This window comes from Hylemonella sp. P2_B10, from assembly GCF_056404875.1.
Window position 1 is genome coordinate 482,890 of sequence record NZ_JBFUDE010000004.1, and the last position, 14,276, is coordinate 497,165.

Below are 14,276 nucleotides of genomic sequence, written 5' to 3' on the forward strand. Positions count from 1 at the left end.
TGGGTGTGAAGGGTGCGGTGCGCGGTCAGGCCTGCAGCATCTGCCACATTTCCTGGTCGCGCTGCGCGGTCCAGATACGCGGGTGCTTGATGCCCTTGGCCTCGTCAAACGCGCGGCTGACGTCAAACGGCAGGCAGTGCTCGTAAATGAACACATGGCCGAAGAGGGGGTCCATGCTGGCGCGGGTGTGGGCCATGGCGGCCTTCAGGTCCATGCCCTTGGCGGCGGCTTCACGGCCGCAGCGGTACAGCGTTTCCACCCAGCGCTTGGTGTAATCCAGCGCCTTGTTGACGTTGTCATTGCCGCGCATGGCCTCGCCGCGCCCTGGCACCAGTGCCTCGGCCTTCAGCGCGCGCAGCGCCTCCAAAGTCGCGGGCCACTCTTCCAGCTGCGCGTCACCGGTGTAGACGCCCGCTTCAAACTCCACCAGGTCGCCAGAGAACAGCACCTTCTCCTGCGGCACCCAGGCGATGGTGTCACCCTTGGTGTGGCCGGGGCCGGGGTGCCAGATGTGCACCTGCACGCCACCCAGGTCCAACGCCAACCGGCCCTCCACCGCCAGCGTGGGCCAGGTCAGGCCGGGCACCGATTCTGCGTTGCGAAACAACCGGGGAAAGCGCTCCATCTCGCTGCGCATGTCCTGCGCGCCGCGCTCGGCGATCAGCTCCAGCGTGCCGCGGCTGGCGATGACTTCGGTGGCGCCCTCGGCCGCAAAGGCGCTGGCACCCAGCACGCGCACCGCGTGGTAGTGCGTCAGCAACACGTACTTGATGGGTTTGTCACTGACCTGGCGTATGCGCGCAATCAGGTCTTGCGCCATGGCTGGCGTGGCAGTGGCGTCGCTGACCAGGATGGCCTTGTCGCCAATGATGACGCCCGAATTCGGGTCGCCCTCGGTGGTGTAGGCCCAGCAATGCGCGCTGAGTTGTTCGAACGTGATCTTTTTCTCTTCCAGATCAGCCTGGCTGGCGAAGGCTTTGGACATGCCGGTGGTCTCCTGAGGGGAGGTCAAGTTTACGGCAAGGGCGCTGGCCGCGCGCGCCTGTTTTCTCCACCGGCCCGTCCACGGTGCTAGACTGCCGCCGCGTGGATCCGCCACAAGTGGGCCCCGCTCTTCACACGGGTCCTACATCCATGGCCATCAGCGTCTTCGATTTGTTCAAGGTGGGCATTGGCCCCAGCAGCTCACATACCGTGGGGCCGATGCGCGCGGCGCGCATGTTCGCCCAGGCCCTGCAGCGCGACGGCCTGCTGGAGACCACCGCCGGCGTCAAAGCCGAGCTGTATGGCTCGCTGGGCGCCACCGGCAAGGGCCACGGCTCCGACATCGCGGTGATGCTGGGCCTGATGGGCCACACGCCCGATGGCGTGGACGTGGACGCGGTGCCCGCCCTGGTGGAGGAAGCCCGCACCAGCAAGACAGTGCGCTTGCTGGGCACACACCCGGTGGCCTTCCGCGAAAAAGAGCATCTGCTGATGTACCAGCGCCAGGCCATGGCGGAGCACCCCAACGGCATGAAGTTCAGCGCCTATGGCGCCGACGAGCAACTGCTGAAAGAGAGCAAATACCTCAGCGTGGGCGGCGGCTTTGTGGTGACGGCCGGTGCGCCCAACCAGCAGGTGCTGACCGCTTACCAAAGCGTGCCCCACCCCTTCAAGTCCGGCGACGAATTGCTGGCGCTGTGCAAGCAGCACTCCTTAAGCATTGCGCAGCTGATGTGGGTCAACGAGCGCACGTGGCGCAGCGACGAAGAGATACGCCAGGGCCTGGCCACCATCTGGCGCACCATGCGCGAGTGCGTGCAGCGGGGCCTGAGCCGCAGCGGCACGCTGCCCGGCCCGTTCAAGGTGCAGCGGCGCGCGCCGGTGCTGGCGGCACAACTGCGCGAGCGCGCCGAGCGCGCGCTGGCCGATCCGCTGTCGGTGCTGGATTGGGTCAACGTCTACGCCTTCGCCGTCAACGAGGAAAACGCCTCCGGCGGCCGGGTGGTGACAGCCCCCACCAACGGCGCGGCCGGCGTGATACCGGCGGTGCTGCACTACTACGACCGCTTTGTGGCCAGCGCCAGCGAGGACGGCATCAACGATTTCCTGATGACGGCGGCGGCCATCGGCATCCTGTACAAGATCAACGCCTCCATCAGCGGCGCCGAGGTGGGCTGCCAGGGCGAGGTGGGCGTGGCCTGCTCGATGGCGGCGGCCGGCCTGGCGGCGGTGCAGGGCGGCACGCCCGAGCAGATTGAGAACGCCGCCGAGATCGGCATGGAACACAACCTGGGCCTGACCTGCGACCCCATAGGCGGCCTGGTGCAGGTGCCGTGCATAGAGCGCAACGCCATGGGCGCGGTGAAGGCCCTGAACGCCGCCCGCATGGCGCTGCAGGGCGATGGCCAACACGTGGTGTCGCTGGACAATGTGATCAAGACCATGTGGGAGACGGGCGCGGACATGAAGACGAAGTACAAGGAGACTTCGCGCGGGGGCTTGGCGGTCAATATCGTGGAGTGCTGAAACTTCCTCGCGATCTGTCGACGCCGCTGGGGCGCGTGGCTACGCGGATGTCCCCCGGGCCTACGGCCCTCCTCCTTGATTCCGCTCCGCCACACGCCCCAGCGACATCGGGTCAATTGGCAAACGTGACGCCATACAGCAGCAAGGCGCCAAATGCGAATGCACCCGCGCCGTACAGCCTGAGGCGGCGCACCACCACGGGCAGCATGTGCTGTCCCAACCGGTGATGCCACTGCCAAGGAAGGCAGATCAACACCGCTGAGCTGACGACGATCGCCCAACCGATAAGCCAGAACAGGCTCGGTTGCCACATGACCGGCGAGCGCACAATCAGCGCCGCTCCGACCAGCAACCGACATGCCTGCTCTGTGTAATGCGTTCGCGCAGAACTCGCGAAACGCAGCAAGAAACGTTTGGCTCCCTCAGGCTTCGCGAAAGCCATCGCCGCGAAGACGATGAAAAGAACGCCACAGGCGATGACCACGAATGCGGCCAAAAAGACTGGCATTGAACTGAGCGTAAGTTAGTCGATAGATTCCAAGCTGGCCGCGTAATACCGGAGCGCATAGGGTTTTTCTTCTGGCTTGCCAGCAGGGAAAGCGTCGCCAAAGAATGCCACGTAGGTGTCGGCATCGCCAACATCGTCCGGCCACACCCACACGACCACACCAACCTCACCGGTGTGTCTCAGTCTTACCCGCTGACCAATATACAACGGCATCTGTGTCAAGCCAGCCCACGCTCCAGCATGGCAACCACCTCTTCAGCAAAAGCCGCGTAGCTGATCGGCCCATCCGGCCGCAGCCAGGTGAAGGTCCAGTTGATCATGCCGAACAGCATCATGGTGACGGCGGTCTGGTTGGCGGCGTTCAGGCGCTTGGGGTAAGCCCGGCTCAAGAAGCGGGTGACCACCGCCACCAGGTCACGCTGCCGGTCCAGGATCAGTTCGCGCTGCGTCTCGCCCAGAAACTTGGTGTCGCCCAGCAGCGCCACATGCCGCGTGGCCGAGGTTTCGTACTCCGCAAGGAACTGGCGCACCAGCTCATGCAGCGCCGCGCGGTCGTCCAACGCGCGGCGTTGGGCTGTCGCCTCCACCTGGCCGACGATCAGCAGCAGGCGCTGGGTGTAGCGGTCCAGCAGGTCGAACAGGATGGCTTCCTTGGCGTCGTAGTAGTGGTACAGCCGCGCCTTGGACGTGCCCAACGCCGCCGCGATGTCGTTCATGCTGGTGGCCGGGTAGCTCTGCGCCGCGAAGCAACGGGCGGCGGTGTCCAGGATTTCTTCGCGCTTGAGGTCGTGCGCGGCGGATTTGGGGCGGGCCATGGATGGGCATTATTGACCAGCGCAGGATGGACGCCGGTGCGATACTGCCGCCAGCTTCACACCCTGCACCACCCAAGGAGCACCACCATGCCCTCCTCCAACCAGGACTTCGCCCTGTACTGCTGCGACCTGCTGGCCAGCGTGGGCCGCTGCGTGGCCAAACGCATGTTCGGCGGCTGGGGTATCAGCAGCGACGGCCTCACCTTCGCGCTGATGACGGACCTGGGCAAGGGCGACACGCTGTGGCTGAAGGCCGACGAGGACACCAAGACCCAGTTCCAGCAAGCGGGCTGCGAGCAGTTCATGTACCCGGTCAAGGGCGAGCTCAAAGGCATGAACTACTTTGCGCCGCCCGCCGACGCCATGGAGTCCCCCGCGCTGATGGCGCCGTGGGCGCGCATGGCCTTCCAGTCCGCGCTGAAGGCGCAAAACGCCAAGCTGGCCAAGGCGCCGAAGCGGGCCGCGAAAAAGACGCCGGCGGCCAAGAAGAAGGTTGCTGCTCCTGTGGCTGCCAAGAAGCCTGCTGCGAAGAAGGCCGCGGTGAAAGCGGTCGTGGCGAAAAAAGTGCCGGCAAAAAAGGCAGCAGCCAAGAAAGCCGCCAAGGCCAAGTAAGCCGCGTTGATGATGTGTCTGGGCGCGCCAGCTTCCCTGTTGATCAAGGAAGAAGCGCAGGCGTGAGGCCACTCCCTCCCCCACCGGTTTGGCGGTCGTTGCTCCCTCCGCGCGAAAGCTTTCGAATGCTGCAAGCGCTGGGCGTGCGGCGCGGCGGCGGGTGRTYGGCKGAAGGGYCCCCTGTGAGCAGYYGAGGAGCGCAGCCCCAGACGGATCAGAAAGCGTGCTGTTTGAGCGACCGAAGGGAGCGAGTTTGCACGCTTTCCCGGCTGGGGCGAGCACCGCAAGGCAGTCCGCGCAGCGGACCTGCTCACCGGGGAAGGAGCCAAACACCCGCCACCGCGCCGCACGCCCAGCGCGTCTCAGCCGAAGAAAGTCCTACAGAACGACCGAAGAAAAGACCGCTAAACCGGCCACACCACCCCGTTGTCGTTGAGGATGGCGTCCAACGCCTCGTCATGCGGCTCCGGCTCAAAGTCCGGCAAGAAACCGTCGGTAAAGCCGAGTCCTACAGTGAACGGTTTCGGCTGCAGCGTGGCCAGCGTGCGGTCATAAAACCCGCCGCCATACCCCAGGCGATAGCCCCCCGGCCCGTAGCCCACGCAGGGCACGAACAGCAGCGTGGGCACGATCACTTCGGTGTCCTTGGGCTTGGGGATGTGGTAGGCGTCCTCTTCCATCGGGCAGCCGGGGTACCAGGCGTGAAAGACCAGGGTTTTATGCACCTTGTCCACCACCGGCAGGCCGATGCGGCGCAACTGCGGCTGGTCCAGCAGCTCGCCGTCCTCTTTCCAGCGGTGCAGAGCCGGCAGTGGGTCGAATTCGCGCTTGATGGGCCAATAGGCGCCTATCACCGCGTCGGGCCGGCCCACCAGCCAGATGCGCATCACCTGTTGTAACAGTTCAGCCTTCTGTCGCCAATCCGGCATGCTGAAACGTTGTTCCACCAACGCTTTGCGCAGGATCTTCTTTTCCTGGTGCCGCCTGTCCTCTGAATTGTCCATAATGCCCACATGCAGTTTTCCTCTGCCATTCTGACACTGTTCCTGGTGTTGTGCGGCGTGCTCAGCCCCAGCGCCGATGCCGCGCCCAAGACCCCGAAGAAGGCCCCCAAGGCCGTCAAACCCGCCAAACCGGCCAGCGCCGCCGACGCCCCGGCCACCAGTAAGGCCGACGGCGTCATCCTGGACATGGCCCAGGCCTTCAAGGCTGGCGACCGCAAGCGCCTCACCGCGCTGCTGCCCCAGGCCAAGGGCCATCTGCTGGAGCCCTGGGCCGCCTACTGGGAGCTGCGCGCCCGCCTGGGCGACAGCGCCGGCCCCAGTGAGGTGCAGGAGTTTTTCCGCCGCTACGCCGGTACCTACCAGGAAGACCGGCTTCGTAACGACTGGCTGCAGGTGCTGGGCCAGCGGCGTGACTGGGCCGGTTTCAACGCCGAGCACGCCCACTACCGCATGGCTGACGACCGCGAAGTGGCCTGCTACGCCATGGCGGCCAACAGCACCACGCTGCAGTTGGCCACTTTCAAGCAGACCTGGTACAGCCAACGCGAAGCCGATGACGGCTGCTACTACCTGGCCACCCAGTTGTTCGAGTCCAAGAAGCTGACCGAGCTGGACGTCTGGCGCAAGGCCCGGCTGGCGATGGAGGCCAACAAGCCGCGCATGACCCGCATGGCGGCCGAGATCATCTCCGGCAAGGCGGCCACCCAGGTGGACGAGATCAACACCAGCGTGGGCAAGTACTTGGCTGGCCGTCAACAGGCCGGTTCCCATGCCAGCAAGGAATACATCGTGCTGGCCTTGCTGAAGCTGGCCTCCACCGACCCGGAGCAAACCGCCGCGGCCATGACCAAGACCTGGGACGCTCAACTCACTTCCGAGCAGCGCTCCTGGGTCTGGGGTGCCGTCGGCAAGTTTGCCGGCCAGCGCTTCACCGGCACGCCCATGGCCTACTTCGCCAACGCCAAGGATGACGAGATGACCGACGAGCACTTGGCCTGGAAGGTGCGCGCGGCGCTGAAGGCCGGCAAGTGGAAGGACGTGCTGGCCGCCATCAAGGCCATGAGCCCGGAGGCCCAGCAAGACCCGTCCTGGATTTATTGGCGCGCGCGCGGCCTGCTGGCGTTGGCGCAGCCGCCCAAGCCGAGCGCCAGCGGTCCGGCAGGCCAGGGCGAGATCGACCGCGCCGAGGGCGTGCGCCTGTTGGAGAGCATCGCCAGCCCGCGTGGTTTCTACGAACAACTGGCCATGGAAGAGCTGGGCCAGCGCATCCCGCCGGCGCAGGCGATTGAACCGGCGTTGACCGAGACCGAGAAACAGGAAGCGCGCAAGAACCCCGGCCTGCAGCGCGCGCTGTATGCCATCAACCTGGGGCTGCGGTCCGAGGGCGTGCGCGAGTGGAACTACACCACCAACCTGCACACCAAAGGCGGCATGGACGACCGCACGTTGCTGGCCGCCGCCGCCTACGCCTGCGAGCGCGAGGTGTGGGACCGCTGCATCAACACCAGCGAGCGCACCCGCACGTTGCTGGACATGGGCCAGCGCTACCCCATGCCATTCAAGACCGCCGTGGTGGCGCAGGCGAAGCAGATCGGCCTGGATGCCGCCTACGCCTATGGCGTGATGCGCCAGGAAAGCCGCTTCATCATGGACGCGCGCTCAGGCGTGGGCGCCAGCGGCCTGATGCAGGTGATGCCGGCCACCGCCAAGTGGACAGCCAAGAAGATCGGCCTGAATGACTTTCAGCCGGCGCAGTTGAAGGAGATGTCGGTCAACATCGTGCTGGGCACCAACTACCTGAAGATGGTGCTGGACAACTTCGGCGGCTCCATGCCGCTGGCCGCCGCCGCCTACAACGCCGGGCCGGGCCGGCCGCGCAACTGGCGCGGCCAGGCCGGCGCGCCGACCATGGAGGCGGCCATTTGGGCCGAATCCGTGCCTTTCACCGAGACGCGCGACTACGTGAAGAAGGTGCTGGCCAACACCACGGTGTACGCGGCGCTGCTGTCGGGCCAGTCGCAGTCGCTGAAGGCGCGGCTGGGCACGGTGGGGCCGCTGGGCGCCGGCAAGACCGACGTCGACCCTGAGTTGCCCTGAGCAGACCGCAGCCGCTTGACGCACAATCGGGGGCCAAATTCCCCCGCGGAGGCGCTCAAGTGGCATTGCAACTCTACATTGGCAACAAGAATTACTCGTCCTGGTCCATGCGGCCCTGGGTGCTGCTGAAGCAGGCCGGCATCCCGTTTGAAGAGGTCAAGGTGCGCTTTGACTCGTTCGAGGCCAATTCGACCTTCAAGGCAACCGTCGGCGCACTGTCCCCCGCCGGCAAGGTGCCTATCCTGAAAGACGGCGAGCTGGTGGTGTGGGACACACTGGCCATCGCCGAATACATCGCCGAGCAATACCCGGACCGGCAGCTGTGGCCGGCAGACAAGGCACAGCGCGCCCGCGCGCGCAGCATCTGCGCCGAAATGCATTCCGGCTTCACCGCCCTGCGCGGCAACTGCCCGATGAACATCGAGGCCGACCTGGCCGCCACCGGCGCACTGATCTGGCGCGACAAGCCGGCCGTGCGTACCGACGTGGCCCGCATCAGCGCCATGTGGACCGAACTGCTGCAAGCAAACAGCGCGGACAAGTTCCTGTTTGGCAGCTTCGGCGTCGCCGACGCCTACTTTGCGCCGGTGTGCATGCGCCTGAAAACCTATGCATTGCCTGTGCCGCCCGTCGTGGCCGCCTATGTGCAGCGCATCTGCGCAGCCCCGGGCATTCAGGCCTGGATGGTTGAAGCGCTGGCGGAACAGGATTTCCTCGACTTCGAAGAGCCCTATCGCCTGGGGCGCTGAGCGGAGCCGCTGTTGTGGTGATGCAAACCTACCTGGTCGGCGGCGCGGTGCGCGACGCGTTGCTGGCGCTGCCGGTGAAGGACCACGACTGGGTGGTGGTGGGCGCCAGCCCCGACGACATGCTGCGCCAGGGCTATGTCAGCGTGGGCAAGGATTTCCCGGTGTTCCTGCACCCGCAGACCAAAGAGGAATACGCGCTGGCCCGCACCGAGCGCAAGACCGGCCCCGGCTACAAGGGCTTTGCCGTGCATGCGGCGCCCGACGTGACGTTGGAGCAGGACCTGGCACGGCGTGACCTGACGATCAACGCCATGGCGGTGCCAGCGGCAGACCTGCACGCCGACGGCAGTTTCGACGCAGCCACGGTGGTCGACCCGTACCACGGCCAGCAAGACCTGCAAGGCAAAGTGCTGCGCCACGTGACCGACGCCTTCCGCGAAGACCCGGTGCGCATCCTGCGCGTGGCGCGCTTTGCGGCCCGCTTCTCGGACTTTTCGGTAGCCACTGAGACCAACGCGTTGATGCGCGCCATGGTGGACGCCGGCGAGGCCGACGCGCTGGTCAGCGAACGCGTGTGGCAGGAACTGAGCCGCGGGCTGATGGAAGCGCGCCCCTCACGCATGCTGGAGGTACTGCGCGGCGCTAACGCGCTGGCCAGGTTGCTGCCCGAGGTGGAGGCCCTGTACGGCGTGCCACAGCCCGCCGCCCACCACCCCGAGGTGGACACCGGTGTGCACCTGCAGATGGTGCTGGACATGGCGGCGCGACTGAATGCACCCCTGGCAGTGCGCACCGCCTGCCTGATGCACGACCTGGGCAAGGCCACCACACCGGCCGATGCGCTGCCGCGCCACCTGGGCCACGAGGCTCGCAGCGCCAGGCTGCTGAAACAGGTGTGCGAGCGCCTGCGCGTGCCGGTGGACTGCCGCGAACTGGCCGACGTGGTGGCACGCGAGCACGGCAACATCCACCGCAGTGGCGACCTGGGCGCCGCCGCGCTGGTGCGGCTGCTGGAGCGCTGCGACGCCTTTCGCAAGCCGCAGCGCTTTGACGACATCCTGCTGGCCTGCGAATGCGACGCCCGGGGGCGCGGGGGCCTGAGCGAATCGCCTTACCCGCAGCGCGCGCGCTTGCGCGCTGCCTTGGAAACGGCTCAGCAGGTGGCCACCGACCAGGTGGCGGCCCAGGCGCAGGCGCGCGGCGCCAGCGGCAAAGCCATTGGCGACGCGATACAGCAGGCGCGCGTGGCGCAGCTGGTGGCCGCCGGGCTGTGACTGCGGCTTGGCTGGCTGCTCTGCTGGCTACTGGCTGTGTGACGTCATCGGCAGCAGCGCCGCCGCCGTGCTGACACCGGGCGCGGCACGCCGGGCGCTGGGTGAGGGCGGCGGCCGTGCCTCTTCGTCCAAGGCCACGCTGGCTTCCTTGCCCAATTGCGGCAGGCTGTGCTCGCCGCGCCGCATGGTCACGCCCACCACCAGGATGTCCACCATCAGCAGGTGCAGGATGCGGCTGATCATAGGCACGTGGGTGGCCACGTCCTCCACATGGTCCACGATCAGCGCCAGGTCGGCCTTGCGCGCCAGCGGCGACTGGCTGGCGGTGATGGCGACCACCGCCGCGCCACGCTCGCGCGCCTTGTCGGCCACCTGCAGCAATTCGGCGATGCACCCGCTGCTGCTGATCAGCACCGCCACCGCCTGCGGATTCAGCAGGTTGGCCGCCAGCAGTTGCAGGCGCGGGTCGGTGTAGGCCGCCGAGGCCACGCCCACGCGCAGGAACTTGAACTGTGCGTCGTCGGCCACCACGCCGTAGTGGCCCACGGCATAGAACTCCACCCGCTGGGCCTGGGTGATCAGGCGCACCGCGCGGTCTATGCTGTCGCGGTTCAACCGGTCGCGCACCTGCAGAATCGCCGAAGCGGTGTTGCCCAACACCTTGGCGCCCAGCTCCACCATGGAGTCGGCGCGCGTCACCTGCGTGTGGGTGATGGGGATGGTGCCAGTCAGGCCCGAGGCCAGGCGCAGCTTGAAGTCCGACAGGCCTTCGCAGCCCAGCGAGCGGCAAAAGCGTATCACCGTGGGCTGGCTGACGTCGGCGGCGCGGGCGATCTGCGCGATGGGGTCGTTCAGCACCGTGCGCGGCTGCGCCAGCACGTGGTCGGCGACGCGCTGCTCGGCCGGCGACAGGCCGGTGCGGGCGCGGCGCACCTGCTCCAGGATGGCCAGGTTGCCGGTGGCCTCGTGCTCGCGCAGTTGCGCCGCCAAAACCAGCGAGGTGCCCACCAGCGTGCTGTCAGTGGCGGTGATGACGAAAGTGGGGATGCCCCGCATGTAGTCACTCAACCGCCCCTTGTCCTCGAAGCGTTGGCGAAACGGTGACTGGTCGAAATAGGCGCCCAACCGGGGCACGATGGCGCCGCCGATGTAAACGCCGCCCAGGGCGCCTTGTGTCACCGCCAGGTTGGCGGCGGCGGTGCCGAGGATGGCGCAGAAGGCATCCAGCGTCTGCACGCACAGCACGTCCTGGGCCGCCAGCGCCCGGCGGATGATCTCGGCGGCGTCCAGCGGCTGCACCGTCTCACCGGCCAGCTCGCCCAGCGCACGGTGCATCAGCACCAGGCCGGGCGCCGACAGCAGGCGCTCGAACGACACATGGCCCAGCTCCCGCCGGGCCAGTTGCAAAATGGCCACCTCGCGCTCGTCGCAGGGCGAGAAACTGGCGTGGCCGCCCTCGGTGCCCAGCGCAATCCAGCCGCTGCCGGCCGGAATCAGCCCCGACACGCCCAGCCCATTGCCCGCGCCTATCAGCCCCACCACGCTGCGCGGCACCGCGGTGCCGCCGCCAACCTGGCGGCGCTGGTTGGGCAGCAGGCCGGGCAGGGCCATGGCCAGCGCGGTGAAGTCGTTGACCACCACCAGCTTGTCCAGGCCCAGGCGCTCGCGCATCTGCTCGATGGAGAAATGCCAGTGGTAGTTGGTCATGCGCACGTCGTCGCCCGCCACCGGGTTGGCGATGGCCACGGCGGCATGCCGTATGCCGCTGACCGCCACCCCTTTCAGCCCAGCCAGGTAGGCACTCACAGCGGCATGAAAATCCGCATACTCGGCGCAGCGCAGCGCCGTGGTGTGGGCAAACTCGCCCGGCGCCACTTCCAGCGTGAAGCGCGCATGCGCGCCGTCGATGTCGGCCAGCAGGCGTGGCGGGTCGAAGATGTCAAATGGCATGCAACAGGGCTCCAGGGTCAAACAGCTTGCCGGCGGTGGCAGGCCAGGGCGCCGCCGGGGGGACGAAGCTTACATGAAGTGCAGCGCCGCACTTCAGGCCTCCAGCACGTCCAGCGCGCGCGAGGCACCCAGCAGCGCCGGCGCGGGTGCGGTGATCAGCCAGCTGGGGATGGCCGCCAGGTAGCCGCGGTAGCGGCCCTTGTCCTCAAAGCGCTGGCGAAACAGTGCAGTGTCAAATGCATCGCCCAGCCGCGGCACGATGCCACCGCCCAGGTACAGGCCACCGAAAGCGCCCAGCGTCAGCGCCAGGTTGCCCGCCACCGTGCCCAGGAAGGCGGTGAACAACCGCAGCGTCTCCACGCACAGCGCATCGCTGCCGGCCAGCGCGGCGTCGGTGATCTGCGCCGGCGTCAGCTCCGGCGCAGCCGCACCGCGCACCTGGCACAGCGCGCGGTGCAGGTTTTGCAGGCCCGGGCCAGATACCACCCGCTCGGCGCTGACGTGGCCAAAGCGCTGGCGCAGCGCATCCAGCACGGCGGCCTCCGGCGCGTCGTAGGCGGCCAGCGTCACATGGCCGCCCTCGCCGCCCAGCGCCACCCAGCGGTCGCCGCCGGCCGGCAGCAGGCCCGACACGCCCAACCCGGTACCCGGCCCCAGCAAGGCCAGCGGCTTGCCCGCCTGGGCCACGCCCGCGCCGAAGCGGCGCAGGTCACTGGGTCCCAGCGAAGGCAGGCTGTAGGCCAGGGCGGTGAAGTCATTGATGACCAGGCAGCGCGCCACGCCCAGCTGCCGCTTCAGAGCGCTGATGGAAAAAACCCAGCTGTGGTTGGTCATGCGCACCTCGTCGCCGGTCAGCGGGGTGGCGATGCCCATGCCAGCCCAGGCCGGCTGCCCATGGCCGCTGGCGGCCAGGTAGGCCGCGGCCGACTCGGCCGGCGACGCGTGGTCGCGGCACGACAGCACCACCACGTCCTGGGGCGGCGCACCTGCGGCCGGCTGCCAGGCCCAGCGGGCGTTGGTGCCGCCGATGTCACCCAGCAAGCGGGGGTAGCCCTGCTCCATGCTCCGTCTCCTTCTCTGTCGCGCATGTAGTCAAACAACGCGGCCAAGTCTATACGAGGGTTTATGGCGCCATGCCCGCGCATCATGGTTTTGAAACAGAACTGTTGTAAATCTGAAAAACTGTCGGCGAGGCGTCATTTGCGGCCACCTCTGTGGCATGGCAGGCTCCGTCCCGACGGCCTCAACGCGCTAGCCAAAGCCTGGCGCGCAGCCTCGCCAAACTGCGTATCAAAACTACCTACAATTCCGACCGCACCCATGCAAGCGCCAGCGCCCCGCCCCCGTTTGATCGCCCTCACCTGGCCGCTGCTGGCGGAGCTGGTGCTGGGCCTGGGCGTGGGTTTCCTGGGGCTGTGGCTGGCCTCGCGGGAGTCCGACACGGCCTCGGCCGCCTTTGCGCTGGCCAACCATGTGCAAGTCGCCTTCTTCCTGCTGTTTCGCATCATCAGCATGGGGGTGAGCGTGGTCATCACCCACAACCTGGGTGCCGGCAACCGCGACGCCGCCGACCACACCGCCCGCGCCGCTTTAGGCGCCAGCACCTGGATAGGCCTGGCCACCGCGCTGGTGGTGTTGCTGGGCGCACCCATGCTGCTGGCGCTGCTGAACGCACCAGCGCCCGTCGAGACACTGGCCACGCCCTACCTGCGCGCGCTGTCGCTGGCGCTGCTGCTGGACGCCTACAACGCCAGCATGGCCGCCGTGGTGCGCGCCCACATGCGCACGCGCGAGATCATGTACAACGTGCTGGCCATGCACAGCCTGCACCTGCTGCTGTGCCTGCCGCTGATGCTGGGCTGGGGCCCGCTGCCGGCGCTGGGCCTGCCCGGCTTCGCACTGGCCATGGCGCTGAGCCGCGCCTTCGGGCTGGGGGTGCACCTGCTGCTGTGGCACTGGGTGCTGCGCCTGCGCCCGCTGTTGCGCGACTGGTGGGCGCTGCCCATGGCACGGCTGCGCCCGGTGCTGCACATCGGCCTGCCGGGCGCGGCCGAGAACATTGCCTACCGGCTGGCCATGCTGGCCTCGGTCAGCGTGGTGGCCACGCTGGGCGCCGGCGAGATCGCCGTCCAGAGCTATGTGATGCAGATCATGAACGTCACCGTGCTGTTCAGCCTGGCCATCAGCTTCGGCTGCGAAATCCTGGTCGGCCACATGGTGGGCGCCGGCCACCTGCACCAGGCCAACCGGCTGCTGCGCAAATGCCTGTTCTGGGGCCTGGGTGTGTCGCTGGCGGTGGCGCTGCTGGCAGCCATCACGGCGCCGTGGACGCTCAAGCTGTTCACGCAGGACGCGGGCATCATCGCCAGCGCCACCACGCTGCTGTGGATCACCGTGCTGCTGGAGCCGGGGCGCACCTGCAATGTGGTCATCATCAATGCACTGCGCGCCACCGGCGACGCCCGCTTTCCGGTGCTGGCCGGCGCGGCCTCCATGCTGTTCGTCATGGCCGGCGGCGCCTGGCTGCTGGGGCTGCATTTCAAGCTCGGGCTGGTGGGCGTGTGGATCGCCTACACCGCCGACGAATGGCTGCGCGGCCTGACCATGGCGGCACGCTGGTTCCGCCACGGCTGGCTGCCCTCGGCCAAGGCCACGCGCAAACGCGTATTGCGGCTGCGCCGGGCCTGACGCAGGGACCTGACGCGCAGGCCCGAACCACGGCCTGGGCGCCCATTGTGGAGATGGCCTTCACAAAG

Annotated in this window: 12 protein-coding genes; 6 read left to right on the plus strand and 6 right to left on the minus strand. The window is 67.5% G+C overall.

From position 1 onward, the window contains the following. Nucleotides 1-25: 25 nt before the first annotated feature. Entirely contained in the window at nucleotides 26-985 is a 960-nt protein-coding gene (locus tag AC1DX2_RS20070; protein WP_477198168.1) for an MBL fold metallo-hydrolase, read from the minus strand. Nucleotides 986-1,134: 149 nt separating this feature from the next. On the opposite strand from AC1DX2_RS20070, the gene AC1DX2_RS20075 reads away from it, so the two are divergent. Next, the gene (locus tag AC1DX2_RS20075) at nucleotides 1,135-2,511 is read left to right on the plus strand and encodes an L-serine ammonia-lyase (RefSeq protein ID WP_477198169.1); all 1,377 of its coding nucleotides are present in this window, start codon (nucleotides 1,135-1,137) and stop codon (nucleotides 2,509-2,511) included. A 112-nt stretch (nucleotides 2,512-2,623) separates the two neighbouring features. Here the strand turns inward: AC1DX2_RS20075 and AC1DX2_RS20080 are convergent, their stop codons facing one another. Together AC1DX2_RS20080 and AC1DX2_RS20085 are read right to left on the minus strand one after the other, a co-directional pair. Next, nucleotides 2,624-3,019, minus strand: a complete 396-nt coding sequence (locus tag AC1DX2_RS20080; RefSeq protein ID WP_477198170.1) for a hypothetical protein — start codon at nucleotides 3,017-3,019, stop codon at nucleotides 2,624-2,626. 218 nt (nucleotides 3,020-3,237) lie between these two features. Next, complete coding sequence (locus AC1DX2_RS20085) at nucleotides 3,238-3,834, minus strand: TetR/AcrR family transcriptional regulator (protein WP_477198171.1); 597 nt, start codon at nucleotides 3,832-3,834, stop codon at nucleotides 3,238-3,240. A gap of 87 nt (nucleotides 3,835-3,921) precedes the next feature. Here AC1DX2_RS20085 and AC1DX2_RS20090 point away from each other — a divergent pair, with 87 nt between their 5' ends. Next, entirely contained in the window at nucleotides 3,922-4,446 is a 525-nt protein-coding gene (locus tag AC1DX2_RS20090) for a TfoX/Sxy family protein (protein ID WP_477198172.1), read from the plus strand. Nucleotides 4,447-4,850: 404 nt separating this feature from the next. On the opposite strand, the gene AC1DX2_RS20095 is transcribed toward AC1DX2_RS20090, so the two are convergent. Continuing rightward, a complete protein-coding gene (locus AC1DX2_RS20095) occupies nucleotides 4,851-5,450 on the minus strand; it encodes a 5-formyltetrahydrofolate cyclo-ligase (protein ID WP_477198173.1) in 600 nt (199 codons plus the stop codon). A gap of 9 nt (nucleotides 5,451-5,459) precedes the next feature. On the opposite strand from AC1DX2_RS20095, the gene AC1DX2_RS20100 reads away from it, so the two are divergent. Genes AC1DX2_RS20100 through AC1DX2_RS20110 form a run of 3 tightly spaced genes read left to right on the plus strand, consistent with a single transcriptional unit; the run spans nucleotide 5,460 to nucleotide 9,570 of the window. Further along, the gene (locus tag AC1DX2_RS20100) at nucleotides 5,460-7,547 is read left to right on the plus strand and encodes a lytic transglycosylase domain-containing protein (protein WP_477198174.1); all 2,088 of its coding nucleotides are present in this window, start codon (nucleotides 5,460-5,462) and stop codon (nucleotides 7,545-7,547) included. A gap of 59 nt (nucleotides 7,548-7,606) precedes the next feature. Further along, on the plus strand, nucleotides 7,607-8,296 hold the full coding sequence (locus tag AC1DX2_RS20105) for a glutathione S-transferase family protein (protein WP_477198175.1): 690 nt from the start codon (nucleotides 7,607-7,609) through the stop codon (nucleotides 8,294-8,296). 20 nt (nucleotides 8,297-8,316) lie between these two features. After that, complete coding sequence (locus AC1DX2_RS20110; protein WP_477198385.1) at nucleotides 8,317-9,570, plus strand: multifunctional CCA addition/repair protein; 1,254 nt, start codon at nucleotides 8,317-8,319, stop codon at nucleotides 9,568-9,570. Between the two features lie 27 nt (nucleotides 9,571-9,597). Here AC1DX2_RS20110 and glk (AC1DX2_RS20115) read toward each other — a convergent pair whose 3' ends face one another. Then, entirely contained in the window at nucleotides 9,598-11,520 is a 1,923-nt protein-coding gene (glk, locus tag AC1DX2_RS20115; RefSeq protein WP_477198176.1) for a glucokinase, read from the minus strand. A 93-nt stretch (nucleotides 11,521-11,613) separates the two neighbouring features. Next, nucleotides 11,614-12,582 carry a glucokinase gene (gene glk / locus AC1DX2_RS20120; protein ID WP_477198177.1) on the minus strand — a complete coding sequence of 323 codons (969 nt, stop codon included), beginning with the start codon at nucleotides 12,580-12,582 and terminating at the stop codon, nucleotides 11,614-11,616. 285 nt (nucleotides 12,583-12,867) lie between these two features. Between glk (AC1DX2_RS20120) and AC1DX2_RS20125 the strand changes: the two genes are divergently transcribed. Next, the gene (locus tag AC1DX2_RS20125) at nucleotides 12,868-14,208 is read left to right on the plus strand and encodes an MATE family efflux transporter (protein ID WP_477198178.1); all 1,341 of its coding nucleotides are present in this window, start codon (nucleotides 12,868-12,870) and stop codon (nucleotides 14,206-14,208) included. Nucleotides 14,209-14,276: the final 68 nt, after the last annotated feature.